Genomic DNA, 16,896 nt, shown 5'->3' on the forward strand with positions numbered 1-16,896 from the left:
CGAACTAATGAAACGTCACTGCACGTAGGGCAGGACTTCGGTGGCGCCGCGATAGATCATGTCGAGCGAGACGTAGAGGATGATCAGCAGGCCGACATAGGCGATCCAGCGGTGGTTGTTGAGCAACCGGGCGATCAGGTTTGCGGCGAGGCCCATGAGCGCGATCGACAATGCAAGACCGATGATCAGAACGCTCGGATGTTCGCGCGCCGCGCCGGCGACGGCAAGCACGTTGTCGAGCGACATCGAAACGTCGGCGATGACGATCTGGGTCGCAGCCTGGAAGAAAGTCTTTTTCGGCGCGCTTGCAGCGCCCCCCGCTTCGTGATGTTCGCCATGGCCGGCACGCAGCTCACGCCACATCTTCCAGCAGACCCACAGGAGCAGCAGGCCGCCGGCCAGCAGCAGGCCGACGATCGCCAGCAGATAAACCGCGACGCTGGCGAAGAGGATACGCAGAATGGTCGCGGCGAGAATGCCGACGATGATTGCCTTGCGGCGCTGCGCGGCCTCAAGGCCGGCGGCGGCAAGGCCGATAACCACGGCGTTGTCGCCGGCGAGAACGAGGTCGATAGCAATGACCTGCAGCAAAGCCGTCATAGCGGCTGCCGAAAAGAAATCCATGATGAATTATCCCCGATACGTTGAAAGCGTGCTAGCGCCTCGAAGGTTTGACGTCAACCGCTCAAGGCGCGCATCGAGCAGCGTGATCCACGACACTTCGCCTCTGAGGTAATTTGGGCACGTTATGGAACCGAGGGCAAGGGGCGGCCACCGCCGCTCTCATCGCCATTGTCTTGGAACCTTCACTTCATCCGCCGGTTCTCCGTTTCAGGAAGCCAGACGTCGATCGGCGGCTGGATCTGCACATCGAGAGGAGAGCCCCGTGAGCAGCATTTACAACGATACCAACCCGGCCTTTTCAGGCCCGACGGGCGGCAGCAGCCTTACGGCATTTTTCGATAGCCGATCGGAAGCCGAGTCTGCCGTTTCCCGTCTTGAAGACGCGGGCGTGCCGGTTGCGCGAATACGGCTGATGCCCGGATATGAGGCGGATGGAAAAAATGCCGGCGCGATGAGGGACGACCGCAGTGGCTTCTTCGATGCGCTGGCAGACTTTTTCCTCCCCGACGAGGATCGCGCTGTCTATGCGGAAGGGCTGCGGCGAGGCGGCTTCCTCGTCCAGGTCAACGATATCGACGATGCGCTCTATGAGACCGTCCACGATATCCTGGACGACGAGGGCAGCATCGATATGGATGAGCGGGCAGATCTCTGGTCGTCAGAGGGCGCCTTCCAAGGCGCCTCGAACACGGGCTTTGCCGGATCGGCCCACGGGGGCAAAGCTTCCGATGACCTCGCCGTGTCGGAGAGCGCATTCGAAGGCCGGGAATCCGTTTCGGCTTCCGACGACGCTCGCCCGGTCGCGACGCGCGACACCACGCATGGAAGCGCCAAAGTACGCGCCTACACCTTCACCGGTTCGGCGCCACCCGACGCTGATGATCGGCAATCGCAGACCCAGTCGCAAGGCGGCTCGCAACAAAGCCAGCGTTTCCGACGCGATCACTGATGTTCACGAGGCCCCGCGGTCACGCGGGGCCTCAATTCGTCCTGCTCGCATATTCGAGGATACGTCCATGCAATCATCCATCAACCGCGACGGGTTCCTTCCGCCGGATCCCGATGAACTGATAGAGGAAGGTGAACTGCCTTTTGTCGATGCCGCGCGCGACGATGCCGACCAGAGCCTGGCCGCTCTGCAGCGGGAGCTAAGGCTGCTGCGCGCCCGCATCGGCATGCTGCGCGAAGATGCGGAAACGGCGCTGAAAGCCAAAGCGGCATCGATCGATGCAAACGCCCACGTCCAGCTCGGAGATTATCCTTGGGCAAAGCTTGCCTTGGCCACAGGCGCTGCTTTCGTTGCCGCCAGGGTCATTCGAAGTGTCCCGTTCGGTGTCGTGCTTGCCGGCCTGGCAGGGCATTTCTCCGAGGCGAGACAACGATGACAGGATATCAGATATCGAACGTCGTCATCCGGTGCGATTATATGGCGGACTGAACGAACTGGGCACGTCCGGCAAATTAGTGCAAAGGGCGGAAACCGCAGGCCCTTATGCATCAGGGCATACGCCAATGTTCCATAATCTATCTTATGCGATCAAGCCACGATCGAACTGCATCATATTTCGGTCGCCAAGGAGACGCTGCGGCAATGAATGACCGAGACCTGCCCAACCAAGCTCAGACTGTCCGTCCGAGTGTTGCCAACGCATCATGCAATCTGAGCGTCGCCAAGGCCCTGGTTGCCTCTTCGGGAGGCCACCCTGCTTCCACGGCGGCGGCAAGAAGCGTCGACTCCGTCTGCATTTCCAGCTTTTCGTAAAGTGGCTCGAGAGCCTCGCGGGCTGTAACGACGTGTTCGTCAGGTGGCGTGACCTGCGTCGCTGCGAACGTAGGCATGAAATCCTCCTCTTCTTGCACCGAAGAGCGAAAACGCGGAAGGCGTCGACTTGTTCCAACGCGATTGCTTTTTCTTTGAGTTGCAGCCTGAGGTGGTTTCCCGCGCGCCAACCGGTCGGAATGCGGCAGCAGCTCAAGCTGGTCTCTGTTGAGCCATTCGTTCCTGAAAGGCCGTGACTTGCATCGCAAACTTTCCGAAACTAGCGGCGTTGCGGAGCTCGCACTGCCCTGAGCCGGCGGATTGCATCGCAGCCGTCAGCGGTTCGCGAAACTCTCGGCTTCTTTCCGGCCGCTTCCGCGGCGGCTTCCACCAGTTGGAATGCATACTCCACCGCCGCCTCCGTATCGTCACGGCAGAGTTTTTCGCCCTCGCAACGGGCCTCCAGCAATCGCCTGACTCGACGTTTGATCACCGGCACGGCGGCGGCACCGGAGTGAGTGAGAAGCTGTCGCAGGCAGCTGGTCGCGACGACTTCGCACACCAATAGCTTTCCCTCGATTTCGCCGAATGTCGGCACGGCAAAACGTGCGCCTCCTTCCTGGCAGTCACGATCTGTAATCAACATCTTCGCTCTCCTGTCACTCACTTTTCGTCGGCTCTTCACGACGTAAGTGGGAGCCTGTGGCGAATCCGGCAGTATCGCGAAAATATAAATCGGATCTGACGCCGTCCGCCCTCACCTATCTGAGCATCCTAGTCTTCGCGAACTTCGCCGCTTTGCGACAGATCAATGCATGACATGAGCATGGATGATTAAGCTTCGCCATCTCCAACAGGAAAGGCGATCCGATCATGGCCATCAAAACTGTTTTGAGTGTTCTCGGCGTCAATCAATTCCACGAGGATTTGAAAGTCGCGATAGATTTTTGCGAAACCCATGGCGCCCATCTGACCGCCATGGTGATTTCGATGGGCGCAACGGCCACCGGTTCCTACGGACTCGTCTCGACGGTCTGGATCGAAGAGCGCCAGCGCGACATCGAACGCCTCGCGGAAAAGGCAGCCGATATCAAGTCGATCCTCGCACAGAGCGAGACCTCCTCCGAAGTGGTGGAGATTTATACCGACTTTGCCTGGGCGGATGAAGATATTGCCGAGCGGGCACTCTATGCCGATCTTGTCCTGATCGGTCCGCAGGCCGCAAGTGATGAAGACCTCCGGCGCAGAGTCATCGATGGCGCCTTGTTCCAGTCGGCGACACCGATGCTGATCAGCCCAAGAAAAACGAGCATCGCCTACGCTCCGAAGACAATATTGCTGGCCTGGGATTCCAGCAACCAGGCTTCGCGGGCGGCACGACAGTCGATCGAGTTCTTGAAGGATGCGCAGTCTGTGCATGTCACTCTTGTCGATCCGCTGGCATCTTCATCAGCGAACGGCGAAGAACCAGGCGCCGACGTGGCGACCTTCCTGGCGCGCCATGGCGTGAAGGTCGATGTCGATCGCGTGGCAAGCGGCGGGCGCAGCGTCGACGAGGTGCTGCGCCAGCGCGCCCTCGACATCGCAGCCGACATGATCGTCATGGGCGCCTATAACCATCCTCGGCTGCAACAGCGTCTCTTTGGCGGTGTAACGCGATCGATGCTGGAGGAAAGCCGGGTTCCCCTCTTCCTCGCCCATTGAACAAGGCGCCCCGGGATCATCGTCCCGGGGCGCCCCTGCCATTGTCTCAATCAATCGAAAGCGCCGTCCGACCGGTCAACTCCCGGACGAATATGCCGTAAAAGATGGGATCGGAGGCCGTGTTCGTTTGCTCCGCCGGTTTCAGCACGCCGATTTCCCACCAGTCGAAATGCTTTTGCAACAAAGACCACGCATGCAGTCTTTCCTCGCGCCAGAGATCGCTATCGGGAAACTCCTGAAAGCGTCCATCGATGACGACACTGGTCCAGCCTCTACCAGTGCCGCGCTGATCGATCTGGAGACACACATTTTCGTTCGCGCGCATCCAGTCGACTTTCTGGCCCGGCATTGAAAAACTGTAGATCGCGCCCTTTGCATAGGCGAAATAGATGGGCACGACGTAGGGCCGATCATCCTTGCAACACGCCAGATGGCCAAAGCGGGACTGCTCAAGAATGGCCGAGCATTCTGCTGGGGTCAGGTTTTTCAGCATATAGGTCATCGGCATCTCTCCCTGCAGCCAACGGGTCGCCACAATACAACCCAATCACGACCCCGTCGTTGATGGAGCGCAAGGAAGCGGTTTCTTCTCCATCAAAACATCTGAGAACCGCGACAATGATGCGTCCCGATGCTTGTTCCAGTGCGCGTGAATGATCCATCAAGCGGCGCGCAGTTCCGCGGAATTGCCTAAGGCCGCGACCGCCGCCGTGCAGCCGCTTGTTAGCGCTTGCGGAGTTGGGGCGGCAGGTTCATTCTGGCTGTCGTTGGCTCGTGGGTTGCGGCTGAACGATCGTGACGCATCGAGCTTTCGGTGAGACGCTCCGATGGAATGCGCCGGCTGCGGTTTCGATATTCAGAGCGATTTTGCTTTCTGTCCGCGATGCGGCGCAAAGCAGCCACTCTCCTGTGCCGCCTGCGGCTATCCCTCTCAGCCCGACTTTGCCTTTTGCCCCAAATGCGGTGCGTCGCTCTCGAACAAAGCTCAACCTGCGGCGAAGCCTCCCATCGAGACGGTTCCGTCTCAATCAGACGGCGATGCCGACCGGCGGCCGGTGACCGTGCTCTTTGCCGATCTCTGCGGCTTCACGACGCTCAGCGAGCAGATCGATCCGGAAGTCATGCGGGTGCTGCAGAACGAATTGTTCGAAGAGATGACCCAGGCGGTCGAGGCCTATGGCGGCTTCGTCGACAAGTTCGTGGGCGACGCGCTCCTGGCGCTGTTCGGCGCCCCGGTCGCACATGAGGACGATCCGGTGCGGGCGCTGAGCGCCGCCCTCGATATGATTGATCGGGCTAGCAAGGTTGGGAAGCGCTGGCATTCGCGCGCCGGCGTGCCGCTTCGTCTGCATATCGGCATCAACAGCGGCCCTGTCGTCACGGGCGGCTTCGGTGCGGTCAGCGCAAAATCCTACTCCGTCACCGGCGACACGGTGAACACCGCGCAGCGCCTGCAATCCATGGCCGGCGAAAACGATATCCTCGTCGGGCCGCTGACCTATCGCCTCACCCGCCATGCCTTTGCCTTCGAGAGCCTCGGCGCGCAGGCATTGCGCGGCAAAAGCGGAAACGTGCTCGTCCATCGGCTGACAGGGCTGCTGGAGGCGCCCCATACGGCGCGTGGGCTCGAAAGCTTCGGCCTCGAGGCGCCGATGATCGGGCGGGACACGGAGTTGTCGCGGTTGCTGACATGCCTCGATCTTGCCTGCGGCGGCGCGGCACAGCTTGTCCGGCTGATCGGCGAAGCGGGCATCGGCAAATCGCGGCTGGCGAATGAATTCGTGACAATCGCCGGCAATGCCGGCCGTTTCCCGGGGCTGGCCATTCGCAAAGCCACCTGCTCTCCCCTTGGCGAACAATCCTATGGCACGCTCGCCGCCGTCGTGCGCAGCGCCTACGGCATCGGCGAGCGGGATGATCCCGACACAACGCGGCAATTGCTGACGACGGGCTTTCGTGCATTGGATCTTACGCAGGAGGACGTCGAGGGGCTTTTACCGCTTTTCCTGCACGTCCTCGGGCTCGGCGATCCCGACGGCGTATTGCGGCATATCGAACCGGAACAGCTGCGGCGGCAGATCTTCTATGCAATCCGCACAGTCTTCGAGCGGCGGCTGGGGCAAGGTCCGCTGCTGCTCATCATCGAGGATCTGCATTGGGCAGACGCCGCCTCGCTCGAGGTGCTTCGCTTCATGATGGACCGGCTGGAACGCAGCCGCCTCATGCTGCTCGCGATTTACCGGCCGACATCGCAGACCGATCCGCTGAATTCCGGTCGTGTCAGCGTCACCGTGCAGCGTCTCGGCCCGCTTGCTGCAACCGATGGGCAGAAGCTGCTGGCCGCCTTCTTCGGCGAGAGTCACGGCAAGCTGCCAGTGGCGATGCGCAAACGAATCCTGGAGCGCGCCGGCGGCAATCCGCTTTTCATCGAGGAATTCCTGCGGGGACTGATCGACATCGGCGCGCTGCACAAGGACGGTCAGCGCTGGCATGTGGCGGCCGAGGACACAGATGCCGATATTCCGGTCAATCTGCAGGCCTTGCTGCTTGCCCGTGTCGATCGTCTGCCGCAGGAGATAAGACGGCTGGCGCAGGAGGCGGCGGTCGTCGGCCCGAAGTTCGATACCGCCCTCCTCCGCGCTGTCGCCACCGATCCGGCCGGCATCGACGCCGCCCTGGATTATCTCTGCGATGCCAACATCGTCGAGGAACTGCGCGGGCCAGATGCCGTGATATCGCCGGGCTATCGCTTCAGCCAGACGCTGATGCACGACGTCATCTACCATAATCTCCTGCTGCAACGGCGTATGGAGCTCCATCGGCGGATCGGCGAGGTTCTGGAACATCAATATGGCGCGGCGCCCGACCGGCCCGAGCATCTGTCACAGCTCGGCCATCATTTCAGCCTGACCACCGAAAAGGCCAAGGGGGCCAGCTATCTGATGGCGGCGGGCGATCTGGCGCGCAAGACCTACGCCAATGACGACGCGATGCGCCTCTATCGTCAGGCGCTTGCGGCCTTCGCAAACGAGGCGAAAGTGACCCCGGAGCAACTGGCGCTCCTCGAGCGTCTCGCCGATCTCTGCGGTCCTGCGGGCCTGCGCGAGGCCGCGTTGAACCATTATCAGCAAGCGCTTGCGATCCACCGCGGCAAGGACGATCCCATCGCCGCAGCGAGGATATTGCGGAAGATCGGCCGTCTGCATCTCGACGCAGGCCGCCGCGATCAAGCCGAGATCCATTGCGCCGAAGCCGAAGCGATGATCGCGTCGATCGATGCGCCGGTCGAACATGCGCATCTCCTGCAGGAGCGCGGCCATCTGGCTTTCCGCATGGGGGATCAGGCCGCCGCCGCCGAATGGGCGACACAGGCGCTCCAATGCCTGCAGACGCTGCCGATCGACGGAACGACCGAAGCCGGACGGGAGGCAGCGCGGGCGATGGCCGAGGCGCTGAACACCAAAGGGGCGGCGCTTGCGCGGCTCGGGCGCCGCCGCGATGCCGTGCAGGAAGTGGAGCGCAGCCTCTCGGTCGCCGAAAGGGCCGATCTTCAGAGCGCCGCCTGCCGCGCCTATTCCAATCTCGGCGTTCTCTACACGATCGTCGATCCCGCCAATGCCATCAAGGTCTGCCGGCGCGGGCTGGAGGTCGCCACCCGCATCGGCGATCTCGGCTTCCAGGCGCGCCTTCTCGCCAATCTCGCGGTTTCCTGCTGCACCTTCACCGATCGCTGCGGCGCCGAGGGCGTACCGGCAGCTGAGAAGGCCGTCGAAATCGACAGGGCACTCGATCAGCGCGACCATCTTTCCGTGCCCTTGATCGTGCTCGGTCAGATTCACCAATGCCACGGGCAGCCGAAGCTAGCTCGTAAGTATTACGAAGAAGCCCTTGAGGTTGCAAAAGAAATTGACGAGCCGCAACTGCTCTTTCCGTGCTATGATGGCTTGGCGACATTAAGCCTCGAATACGACGATATGGATGAGGCGGAACGATATTTCGCGCTGGCGCAGGACGTGTGCATCCGCCACAACCTCGATCCGTCCACGCTCGTCGTCCTGCCGTTTCTAGACTGATCGCCGTCATTACCATGAGGGTCGGTTAGTCCAGTCGATTCAAAAGGATAAAGGGAGGAACGAAACATGCAGGAGAACCACGCTGAAAGACCGTTACAGCCCGGCGATCGCGCGCCGAACGTGGTGCTGGATGCGATCACCCGCCAGGGCAAGATAGCCATCGACGATTTTCGCGGCCAAAAGCCGGTGCTCGTCGGCTTGTTTCGCGGACTGCATTGCCCCTTCTGCCGGCGGCAGATCGCCGCCATGGCCGAACTCACCGATGCTCTGCAGGAGAAAGGCATCGACAGCCTGACCGTCGTCAACACGCCGATCGAACGCGCCCGCCTCTACTTCCGCTATCACCCGCTTCCCAACCTGCTGGCGGCCTCGGACCCGGAGCGGGTATCGCACCGAGCCTTCGGCTTGCCGAGCCTTCAGTTCACCGACTCCGAGGACGACTGGCCACACAAAATCAGCATGGGCACGGTGACCTCGATGCGCGTGGACATGCCGAACGAGCTCCCTGCTCCGATGAACGTGATGGCGGCGACGGAATACCTCGACAAGGCGGATGGCTATGAGTTCACCGAAGACGACACGCGAATGATCGCTTCCGGCGAAGGCCAGCTCGTCGGGGAATTCCTGCTCGACCGCGATGGCGTGGTGCGCTGGTGCTTCACGGAGGTCGAGGAGGCTGGCCGCCATATGTTCGGCGTTCCCGCCCCTCGGGAAGTGATGTCGGCGGCGTCGAACATGGCTGTTTGAACGTGTAGCGGCAATACCTGTTGCGCCCTGAACCTGGCGTGGCAGGTCGTGCAGGTCTGGAGCATGAGGTGAAAGGCGTGCTCCGCCGGCATTGCCGACAGCGCCTGCTCGCTGCGGACGTGCGTGCCGAGCGCTCCCCCGAGGTTCCCGACTATTGCCTATGAGGAAGCGTTAACCGCCGCCGATTAGTCTGCGCCTCTGGCAGGGAGAGGATCGATGAAGGGTGGCTATTCGCTCGCTCAAATAGGGCTTCACTGGCTGGTCGCCCTCATGGTGCCAGTGCAGTATCTGACTGGCGGCAGCATCGAGAGAATTCATCATGCCGTCCATATGGGGACGACCCCATCCGCGTGGGACGTCGTCCAGCATCAGGTCCACAACTACGCTGGGATCGGCATCGGCCTGCTGATGGGCATCCGGCTCGTTCTTCGCATATTTCAGCCACCCGAGCCTGCCGCGCCCGGCACATGGACCGGGCGGATCGCCACGGCGCTTCATCACGCCTTCTACGCCGCGATCATCGGACAGGCCTGCATGGGATTCATCGCCAGCTATTTCTGGTTTGGGATCGCGCCCTACCATGTCATCGGGTCGAAGATCATCCTGGCGATGGTGGCGCTGCATCTTGCCGCAGCGGCCTGGCACACGCTGGTCGCCCGTGACGAGACGGTCGACCGGATGCTGTTGCCGCGCCGGAAGCGGCCGGCAGAAAACGTCTAAGTGGCCAGCGTCACACGTCTTGCGGGATACGTCATATAAAGGACTCGAACGTCGGCGGTAGATAGTTTCCGCGATTGAAAACGAGCTGCTTTACCTGTAGCTCTTCGGGAATGGGCAAGATGTACCGAATCACAATGAGCACGTTGCTCGTGATGATGCGGCTGGTGATCATCGTATCACTGGCGGGGTATTCGCTGTCGAACGCCAGCGCGGCGATGCATGGTTCCCCGTTCCCCGAACTGCAAGTCGCCGAAGAGGTGATGCTGTCCCATGAAGGCCACGACATGGCGGAAGCGGGCCATCACGACCACTCGCGCATCGACATGCCCGATGACGACAGCGGCACATCGAAGCTCGTCAAGCAGGAATGCTGCAAGGATTTCTGCGGCGGGCTCGGCATCATTTGCGAAAGCCCCGACGTCGGCGGGCCTGTCGTCGCCTCGATCCGTCAGTTCGTGGACGACCGCACGACCTTCGGCGAACTGCCGCCGCTCCACCGCCCCCCGAATATCTGAATAGAGACGCGCCCGCTCGATCGGGTCCATTCGGTCCCCGCCTGACTCCAGGCGAGCGCCCGCAAGGTTATCTCTCATTCGGAAATTTCATAATGAAACCCTCGCTTTTCGTGGTGGGGCTGCCGCTTGTCATCGGCGGCTGCGCATCCACGCTTCCTCCCGACGTGGTGGCATCTTCCGCCGCGGTCGAACAGCCGTCGCCGCGCCCGACCGCATATCGGTCGCCGGTTTCGGGCTATGTCGCCAGGCAGCCCGTCGATCCCAAACCATGGCGCAGACAGAACGATCTGCAGTCTCCCGCGAAAGGAGACACCCCATGATCGGCCTTGGAAAACTGACGGCCGTGCTGGCGTTCCCACTGGCGCTGAGCGGCTGCGTCACGGGCGCCGAATATTCCGGCAAGCAAGCAGGCTTCGCTTCCGTTGCCGACAAGACGGCCATCGCGACGGCGAAGCAGACGGTCTGGATCCAGAACCAGCATCAGGCCCGGTCGGCCGCCGCCGAGGTCAAAAGCCTGCTCGCGCGAAGAAAAGTCCTCGACGTCGAGACGGCCGTCCAGATCGCCCTGCTCAACAATAAGGGCCTCCAGGCCGCCTACGCCGATCTCGGGGACAGCGCGGCCGATGCCTGGCAGTCGACGATGCTCATCAACCCGACCGTTTCCATCGGTACGACCGGCATGGGCACGCCGGAACTGGAGGCGTTCAAGACCATCGAAGGGATGATCGCGACGAACATCCTGGCGCTTGTGACGCGGAACCGGGATGTGGCGATCGCCGACACCCGTTTCCGGCAGGCGCAACTGACCGCCGCTGTGAAAACGCTGGAGGTTGCCGCCGATACGCGGCGTGCCTGGATCGGGGCGGTGGCGGCCTGGGAAAACGTCGGGCAGCTCCGGCGCGCCCAGGCGACGGCGGACGCCGCTTCCGAACTTGCGGAAAAACTTGGCGAGACCGGTGCGATGACCAAGGGCGCCCAGGCGCGCGAACATGTCTTCGTCGCCGAACTCGCCGGCGAGACGGCGAAGGCCCGCCTTTCGGCACGCCTCGCCAAGGAGGAGCTGACGCGGCTGATGGGGCTCTGGGGATCGGATCTGGACTACCAGATCCCGAACAGCCTGCCGCCGCTGCCCAAGTCCGTCGTCAAACGCGATACCATCGAGGCCGAAGCTCTGAGGAGCCGCATCGACCTTCAGGTGGCGAAGCTCGAACTGGAGGCGACAGCCAAGTCCTACGGGCTCACCGAAGCGACGCGCTATGTCACAGATCTCGAAATTCTGACGGGCTTCGAGACGGAACGGGAAATCGAGGACGACGAAAAGACCACCAGAACGACCGGCCAGGTCGAGCTGGAATTCGCAATCCCGATCTTCGACACCGGCAAGGCCCGGATGCGCAAGGCCGAAGTGGCATATATGCGCGCGGCGAACCTGCTTGCGGAGAAGGCGGTGAACGTCCGCTCGGAAGCACGCTCCGCATATGAGGCCTATCGCTCGAACTACGACATCGCGCGGCACTACCGCAACAATGTCGTGCCGCTGCGCACCAAGGTCGAGGAGGAATCCCTGCTGACCTACAACGGCATGATCTCCAACACCTTCGAGCTGCTGGCCGACACCCGCGACAAGATCAATTCCATTCTGCTCTCCGTCAACGCCAAGCGCGACTTCTGGCTCGCCGAGGCCAATCTCGCGCCGGCGATCTACGGCGGCGGCGCGGCCAGCGCGTCTGAAGAGACGGACGTCGCCGCTGCCTCCGGCGGCGGCAGCGGCGGTCATTGAGAAAGGAACTCACCATGTTCAACAGACGACAACTCTTCGGCGCAAGTGCGGCCTTGCTGGCGGCCGGCGCCTGGACGAAGACCTCGGCGATGGGCCTGCCCGACGCCCCGACGATGGAATCGGCGGACATGCAGCCGCCGCTCCACCCGACCACCGGCCCGGACTACCAGCCGGTCGTCACCCTCAACGGCTGGACGCTTCCGCATCGGATGAACAACGGCGTCAAGGAGTTCCACCTCATCGCCGAGCCGGTCGAACGCGAGATGGCCGAAGGCATGACCGCCTATCTCTGGGGCTACAACGGCCAGTCCCCGGGTCCGACAATCGAGGCGGTCGAAGGCGACCGGGTCCGCATCTTCGTCACCAACAAGCTGCCGGAACACACGACGGTCCACTGGCACGGCATGATCCTGCCATCGGGCATGGACGGCGTCGGCGGGCTGACGCAGCCGCACATTCCGGTCGGCAAGACCTATGTCTACGAGTTCGACCTCGTGAAATCGGGCACCTTCATGTACCACCCGCATTCCGACGAGATGGTGCAGATGGCGATGGGCATGATGGGCTTCTTCGTCGTCCATCCCAAGGACCCGGCGCTCATGCGCGTCGACCGCGATTTCGTCTTCCTGCTCAATGCCTACGACATCGATCCGGGCTCCTACGTGCCGCGGGTCATGGAAATGACCGACTTCAACATGTGGTGCTGGAACAGCCGCGTCTTTCCCGGCATCAGCCCGCTCGTCGTTTCCAGGAATGACCGAGTGCGCGTGCGTGTCGGCAACCTGACGATGACGAACCATCCGATCCACATGCATGGCTATGACTTCGAGGTGACATGCACGGATGGCGGCTGGGTGCGGCCGGAAGCACGGTGGCCCGAGGTGAGCATCGACATTCCCGTCGGCGCCATGCGCGCCTACGAATTCGATGCGAAATACCTCGGCGACTGGGCGATCCATTGCCACAAGTCGCACCACACGATGAACGCCATGGGTCATGACATTCCGACCTTCATCGGGGCCGACAAGTCCAAGGTTGCAGAGAAGATCAGGAAGCTTCAGCCGGATTACATGCCGATGGGCACCAAGGGCATGGCCGACATGGGCGAAATGGAAATGCCCATTCCCGAGAACACGCTTCCGATGATGACCGGCTGGGGGGCGCACGGACCGATCGAGATGGGCGGCATGTTCTCGGTCGTGAAAGTCCGCGAGGGGATCTCCTCGGACGATTACTCCGATCCCGGCTGGTACGAAAACCCGCCGGGAACGCAGGCCTGGGAGTGGACCGGCGAGTTGCCGGACGCAACCAAGGCCAAGGACGCGAAGACGCAGATTACACCGAAGCCGACGAACGGCTGAGGCCCAACCTCCCACGTCAAAAGAAGGATCTACGCATGAAAAACCTCATATTGGCATTGGCGCTTGCCGCGCTTGCAACTCCTGCCCTCGCCTCCGGCAACCATGCCGGCGGTCACGGCGAAAAAATGGCTGTCGGAGAGCCCGGCGACAAGGCCAAGGCGACGCAGACCATCCGCGTCACGATGAAGGAAACCGACGACGGGAAGATGTTGTTCATTCCTGCGGTCTTCAACGTCCGCAAGGGACAGACGGTCAAGATCGCGATCAAGAACGCCGGAACCGTCGACCATGAATTCGTGCTCGATCAGGAAGACAAGATCCTGGAGCACAAGAAGGTCATGGAGAAGTTTCCGGAAATGGAACATGCCGACGCCAATTCCATCCGCCTTCCGGCCGGTCAATCCGGCGAGATCGTCTGGAAGTTCACGACCGACGGCGAGTTCAAGTTCGCCTGCCTGATCCCCGGCCACTACGAAGCCGGCATGCACGGCGACGTCAGCGTCGCCGGGAAATAATCCCAACAAGGAGCCACGAATATGAAAACTGCGATGATCAAAATCAGTCTAGCCGCCCTGCTCTCCGTCAGCGCGGCCTTCGGGGCGCTCGCCGAGGAGTTTACCAAAGGCGTCGTCAACAAGGTCGACGCCAAGGCGAAGAAGGTCACCATCAAGCACGAGGACCTGAAAAACCTCGACATGCCCGCCATGACGATGGTCTTCCGGGTCGAAGATCCGGCTCTCATCGACAAGCTGAAGGAAGGTTCGAGCATCGAGTTCGTCGCCGAACGGGTGAATGGCAAGCTGACCGTCACTAACGTCAAGTAGCTGAACTCCTGCCGCCCGGCTCCGCGTCCGGGCGGCAGCGAACGAGGAGTGGAGATGATGCATAGAAGAAGCTTCATTGCACTGGCGACTTCCGCCCTGGCGTTCCCCGGCGGCTGGGCCCTCGCCGCCGCGCCGGCGAAGATGACAGTCTACAAGGACCCCAACTGCGGCTGCTGTCATGAGTGGTCGAAGGCGATGGCTGCGGCAGGATTTTCCGTCGACACCCGCGATACCGACGACCTTGCCGCCGTCAAGGCGCGGCTGGGTGTGCCCGCCGACCTGGAGGGATGTCACACCGCCGTGGTCGAAGAATATTACATCGAGGGGCATGTGCCGCTCGAAGCCGTCCAGCGCCTGCTGCGGGAGCGACCACCGGTCAGGGGGCTGGCCGTGCCGGGCATGCCGCCTGGCTCATTGGGGATGGGCGACGACCCGCAAGCGTCCTATGACGTCTACGCCATCCCCTCCGGCGCCGGAGCACCCTACTTGTTCATGGAGATCCGTCCGCGCAAAGGTTGACGCCGCGAGCGATCGGGCCGCGCCATACCACCGGTCAGAAAGCCGGAGCGGTGCATAGCCTCGCCCAGAGATCGTGCTTCCAATCGGTTGCCGGCCGGGCCGAAACGTCGACGGCATGTTCGGTGGAATTCACGCGCACGGTGGCAGGCGAAACGCAGCGCACGCTTGCCTCGTGCCTTCCTCCGTCCTGATAGAACACGACCCCGCCGCGGTCGATTTCCGATAGCGTGATGACGACGTCGAAATCGAAGGCGGGATCGTCGGCCGGCCAGCCCTCGGCCAGACTGAGGCTCACCGACCGGCTGCCGTCGAACGCAGTCGTGTAAAAGACGCCTGATGCGGCCGACATCGATGCGGACTGGACACAAAGGATCAGAGACAGAAGGATCCGGCGCATCTCCCCCTCCCGCGGTCAATGCTCTTTCAACCTATCATATTCCAGGAGGTACCGCGACTGCCGGTAAACTGCGAACCCCGATTACGGCCGCCAAAACGCCTGCATCTCCTCGCGCGTAACCTTGCCGTCCCCGTTGGCGTCGACACTATCGAAAATGCGCTTGTGGATAGCTGTCACCTCCTCGAAGGACAGTGCCTCATCCCCATCCGCGTCGGCGATCGCAAACATGATCTTCATCACCTGTCCGCGCATGCCCATCGGCGGCATGCCGCCCATCATGCCCGGCCGCATCATCATGCCTCGTCCCATCATTCCGCCGGGCATCGAGCCGGAACCGGGCATGGCCTCTTGGTCCTGTCCGGTCGTCGCCTCCGTTCCCGCGGGCGAGGCACCCTCAGATCCATTCGCGGGATGATGCGGATCTGCCCCGCTCGTCTGTGCGATGGCAAGTCCCGCACTGCCGCCGGCGATCGCCGCGGCCAGCAAGACCGCGGCTGCAATTCTTGTCGTTCTCATGTCGTTTCTCCTTTCGCTTGGTCTGCATCCGCCTGTCCCCGAACTGGGTGGCGGAATTTCGGAGCCGTGTCCGGTGAACGCAGCCATCGAGCGATCCTCCCATATGCAGCCGTGGCGATAGTGCGATCATCTGCCCGCTCGTCGTAAACGTCCTTGATTCAGGTCAAAACATTGCGGCCCCGACACTTGGGCTCGCCTGGCGCCTTCGCCCGCTTGATCGTGTCGAAAATGAAAGTGCGTGTGGTCAAACGGCGCTCCTGAGCGGTGAGCGAGTGTCAGATCACTGTCATCGAACCCACCTAAAGGATTGCGCCTCGATACTGTCACCAGGAGGCGTTTTCGATGGCGACTTTGGAGCAGGTCGCATTCCGGGCAGGTTGCTCGCTGGCGACCGCAAGCCGCGTTCTCAACCGCAACGGGCCCGCCAGCGAGCTGATGGTGCGCAAGGTGCGCCGCGCCGCAGCCGAACTCGGCTATCACTCCGCCGGGCGGCCCGGTCGCCGGCCGGTGGTCGGCGTGCTGATCCCGAGCATCACCAATCCGGTCTTCGCCTCGTCGCTGTCGAGCATTCAGAACCGCATGCTGGTGGCCGGCCACGGTGTTCTGATCGCCCAGTCGAATTACGATCCGGCACGCGAGGCCGATGCCGTCGCCGCACTCCTGAACGACCGGCCGACCGGGCTGATCCTGACCGTCTGCGATCCATCGACCAGCGAGGCGCTGCTTGCCAGGCTGCCGCCGACCGTGCTTCTCAACAACCTGCCGACGGCGCAGTTTCCGGCGGCTGTTACCGCCGACAACCGCGGCGCCGGCCGCGAGATCACGAGCTTCCTGATCGGCATGGGCCATCGTCACATTCTCTTTCTCTCCGGTAATTTCGCTGCCTCCGACCGCGCCCGTCTTCGCTACCAGGGCTATCTCGACGCCATGGCAGAAAACGGCCTGACACCGCTCGATGCGATCCAGATCTCCTTCGTCGGCGGCTATGACCAGCTCGATCTCCACGCGGCGATGAATTCGCTTTTGCCGACGGCGATCATCGCCTCCAACGATCTCCTTGCGCTCGGCGTTATCGGCGCGCTGAAGCGCGAGGGGCTGTCGGTGCCGGGGGATGTTTCGGTCGCGGGCTTCGACGGCATCGCCATCGGCCGGCTGATCGATCCGCCGCTGACGACGATCGAAATGCCGGATGCCAGCATGGGCGCGACGGCCGCCTCCCTGCTTCTCGACATGGCGGAGAATGCCGCCCCTGCCCGCCATCTCGACGTCGCCTATACGCTTCGCCGCGGCGGCACGGTGCGCACCATCTGAAATGCCAGGAAAAGAAGAGGCCGCCACGCGCTTGGCGTGGCGGCCC

At 62.2% G+C, this 16,896-nt stretch carries 20 protein-coding genes and 1 pseudogene; 14 read left to right on the forward strand and 7 right to left on the reverse strand.

Features of this window, described 5'->3' with window-relative positions; genetic code table 11:
* Positions 1 to 15: 15 nt before the first annotated feature.
* Positions 16 to 624 carry a TerC family protein gene (locus tag ATY78_RS25140; protein WP_088685013.1) on the reverse strand — a complete coding sequence of 203 codons (609 nt, stop codon included), beginning with the start codon at positions 622 to 624 and terminating at the stop codon, positions 16 to 18.
* A gap of 262 nt (positions 625 to 886) precedes the next feature.
* On the opposite strand from ATY78_RS25140, the gene ATY78_RS25145 reads away from it, so the two are divergent.
* Entirely contained in the window at positions 887 to 1,573 is a 687-nt protein-coding gene (locus ATY78_RS25145) for a hypothetical protein (protein WP_088685014.1), read from the forward strand.
* A gap of 67 nt (positions 1,574 to 1,640) precedes the next feature.
* Positions 1,641 to 2,009 (forward strand): hypothetical protein, encoded by a 369-nt coding sequence (locus tag ATY78_RS25150; protein ID WP_088685015.1) that lies wholly within the window; start codon positions 1,641 to 1,643, stop codon positions 2,007 to 2,009.
* Between the two features lie 235 nt (positions 2,010 to 2,244).
* On the opposite strand, the gene ATY78_RS25155 is transcribed toward ATY78_RS25150, so the two are convergent.
* The gene (locus ATY78_RS25155; protein ID WP_088685016.1) at positions 2,245 to 2,463 is read right to left on the reverse strand and encodes a hypothetical protein; all 219 of its coding nucleotides are present in this window, start codon (positions 2,461 to 2,463) and stop codon (positions 2,245 to 2,247) included.
* Positions 2,464 to 2,663: 200 nt separating this feature from the next.
* Positions 2,664 to 3,029 carry a hypothetical protein gene (locus ATY78_RS25160; protein WP_088685017.1) on the reverse strand — a complete coding sequence of 122 codons (366 nt, stop codon included), beginning with the start codon at positions 3,027 to 3,029 and terminating at the stop codon, positions 2,664 to 2,666.
* Positions 3,030 to 3,256: 227 nt separating this feature from the next.
* On the opposite strand from ATY78_RS25160, the gene ATY78_RS25165 reads away from it, so the two are divergent.
* On the forward strand, positions 3,257 to 4,087 hold the full coding sequence (locus tag ATY78_RS25165; protein WP_088685018.1) for a universal stress protein: 831 nt from the start codon (positions 3,257 to 3,259) through the stop codon (positions 4,085 to 4,087).
* Positions 4,088 to 4,133: 46 nt separating this feature from the next.
* On the opposite strand, the gene ATY78_RS25170 is transcribed toward ATY78_RS25165, so the two are convergent.
* Positions 4,134 to 4,589 (reverse strand): pyridoxamine 5'-phosphate oxidase family protein, encoded by a 456-nt coding sequence (locus ATY78_RS25170; protein WP_088685019.1) that lies wholly within the window; start codon positions 4,587 to 4,589, stop codon positions 4,134 to 4,136.
* 325 nt (positions 4,590 to 4,914) lie between these two features.
* Between ATY78_RS25170 and ATY78_RS25175 the strand changes: the two genes are divergently transcribed.
* Positions 4,915 to 8,160: an adenylate/guanylate cyclase domain-containing protein gene (locus ATY78_RS25175; protein WP_088685020.1), complete on the forward strand. Its 3,246-nt coding sequence runs from the start codon at positions 4,915 to 4,917 to the stop codon at positions 8,158 to 8,160.
* Between the two features lie 66 nt (positions 8,161 to 8,226).
* Positions 8,227 to 8,907 carry a peroxiredoxin-like family protein gene (locus tag ATY78_RS25180; RefSeq protein WP_088685021.1) on the forward strand — a complete coding sequence of 227 codons (681 nt, stop codon included), beginning with the start codon at positions 8,227 to 8,229 and terminating at the stop codon, positions 8,905 to 8,907.
* 20 nt (positions 8,908 to 8,927) lie between these two features.
* On the opposite strand, the pseudogene ATY78_RS28930 reads toward ATY78_RS25180, so the two are convergent.
* Positions 8,928 to 9,047 (reverse strand): annotated as a pseudogene (locus tag ATY78_RS28930) (cytochrome C); the annotation flags it as partial.
* Between the two features lie 76 nt (positions 9,048 to 9,123).
* Between ATY78_RS28930 and ATY78_RS25190 the strand changes: the two are divergent.
* The 8 genes from ATY78_RS25190 (at position 9,124) to ATY78_RS25225 (ending at position 14,626) form a co-directional block, all read left to right on the forward strand.
* Entirely contained in the window at positions 9,124 to 9,627 is a 504-nt protein-coding gene (locus ATY78_RS25190) for a cytochrome b/b6 domain-containing protein (protein WP_088685022.1), read from the forward strand.
* A 110-nt stretch (positions 9,628 to 9,737) separates the two neighbouring features.
* Positions 9,738 to 10,142 carry a hypothetical protein gene (locus ATY78_RS25195; protein ID WP_190237522.1) on the forward strand — a complete coding sequence of 135 codons (405 nt, stop codon included), beginning with the start codon at positions 9,738 to 9,740 and terminating at the stop codon, positions 10,140 to 10,142.
* 92 nt (positions 10,143 to 10,234) lie between these two features.
* A complete protein-coding gene (locus ATY78_RS25200) occupies positions 10,235 to 10,462 on the forward strand; it encodes a hypothetical protein (protein WP_088685023.1) in 228 nt (75 codons plus the stop codon).
* Entirely contained in the window at positions 10,459 to 11,922 is a 1,464-nt protein-coding gene (locus ATY78_RS25205; RefSeq protein ID WP_088685024.1) for a TolC family protein, read from the forward strand. The genes ATY78_RS25200 and ATY78_RS25205 overlap by 4 nt, the downstream gene beginning before the upstream one ends.
* A gap of 14 nt (positions 11,923 to 11,936) precedes the next feature.
* Complete coding sequence (locus tag ATY78_RS25210) at positions 11,937 to 13,283, forward strand: copper oxidase (protein ID WP_088685025.1); 1,347 nt, start codon at positions 11,937 to 11,939, stop codon at positions 13,281 to 13,283.
* Positions 13,284 to 13,318: 35 nt separating this feature from the next.
* Positions 13,319 to 13,798, forward strand: a complete 480-nt coding sequence (locus tag ATY78_RS25215) for a plastocyanin/azurin family copper-binding protein (RefSeq protein ID WP_088685026.1) — start codon at positions 13,319 to 13,321, stop codon at positions 13,796 to 13,798.
* Positions 13,799 to 13,819: 21 nt separating this feature from the next.
* The gene (locus ATY78_RS25220) at positions 13,820 to 14,107 is read left to right on the forward strand and encodes a copper-binding protein (RefSeq protein WP_088685027.1); all 288 of its coding nucleotides are present in this window, start codon (positions 13,820 to 13,822) and stop codon (positions 14,105 to 14,107) included.
* 57 nt (positions 14,108 to 14,164) lie between these two features.
* Positions 14,165 to 14,626 (forward strand): DUF411 domain-containing protein, encoded by a 462-nt coding sequence (locus ATY78_RS25225; RefSeq protein WP_088685147.1) that lies wholly within the window; start codon positions 14,165 to 14,167, stop codon positions 14,624 to 14,626.
* A gap of 34 nt (positions 14,627 to 14,660) precedes the next feature.
* On the opposite strand, the gene ATY78_RS25230 is transcribed toward ATY78_RS25225, so the two are convergent.
* Both ATY78_RS25230 and ATY78_RS25235 read right to left on the reverse strand, forming a co-directional pair.
* The gene (locus ATY78_RS25230; RefSeq protein WP_088685028.1) at positions 14,661 to 15,023 is read right to left on the reverse strand and encodes a hypothetical protein; all 363 of its coding nucleotides are present in this window, start codon (positions 15,021 to 15,023) and stop codon (positions 14,661 to 14,663) included.
* An 81-nt stretch (positions 15,024 to 15,104) separates the two neighbouring features.
* Positions 15,105 to 15,539, reverse strand: a complete 435-nt coding sequence (locus ATY78_RS25235) for an EF-hand domain-containing protein (protein ID WP_088685029.1) — start codon at positions 15,537 to 15,539, stop codon at positions 15,105 to 15,107.
* Positions 15,540 to 15,881: 342 nt separating this feature from the next.
* Here ATY78_RS25235 and ATY78_RS25240 point away from each other — a divergent pair, with 342 nt between their 5' ends.
* A complete protein-coding gene (locus ATY78_RS25240; protein ID WP_088685030.1) occupies positions 15,882 to 16,850 on the forward strand; it encodes a substrate-binding domain-containing protein in 969 nt (322 codons plus the stop codon).
* The last annotated feature ends 46 nt before the right edge of the window (positions 16,851 to 16,896 follow it).

The sequence above is a fragment of the Rhizobium sp. R635 genome (assembly GCF_002211285.1).
In the GTDB taxonomy this organism is placed as follows: Bacteria; Pseudomonadota; Alphaproteobacteria; order Rhizobiales; family Rhizobiaceae; genus Rhizobium.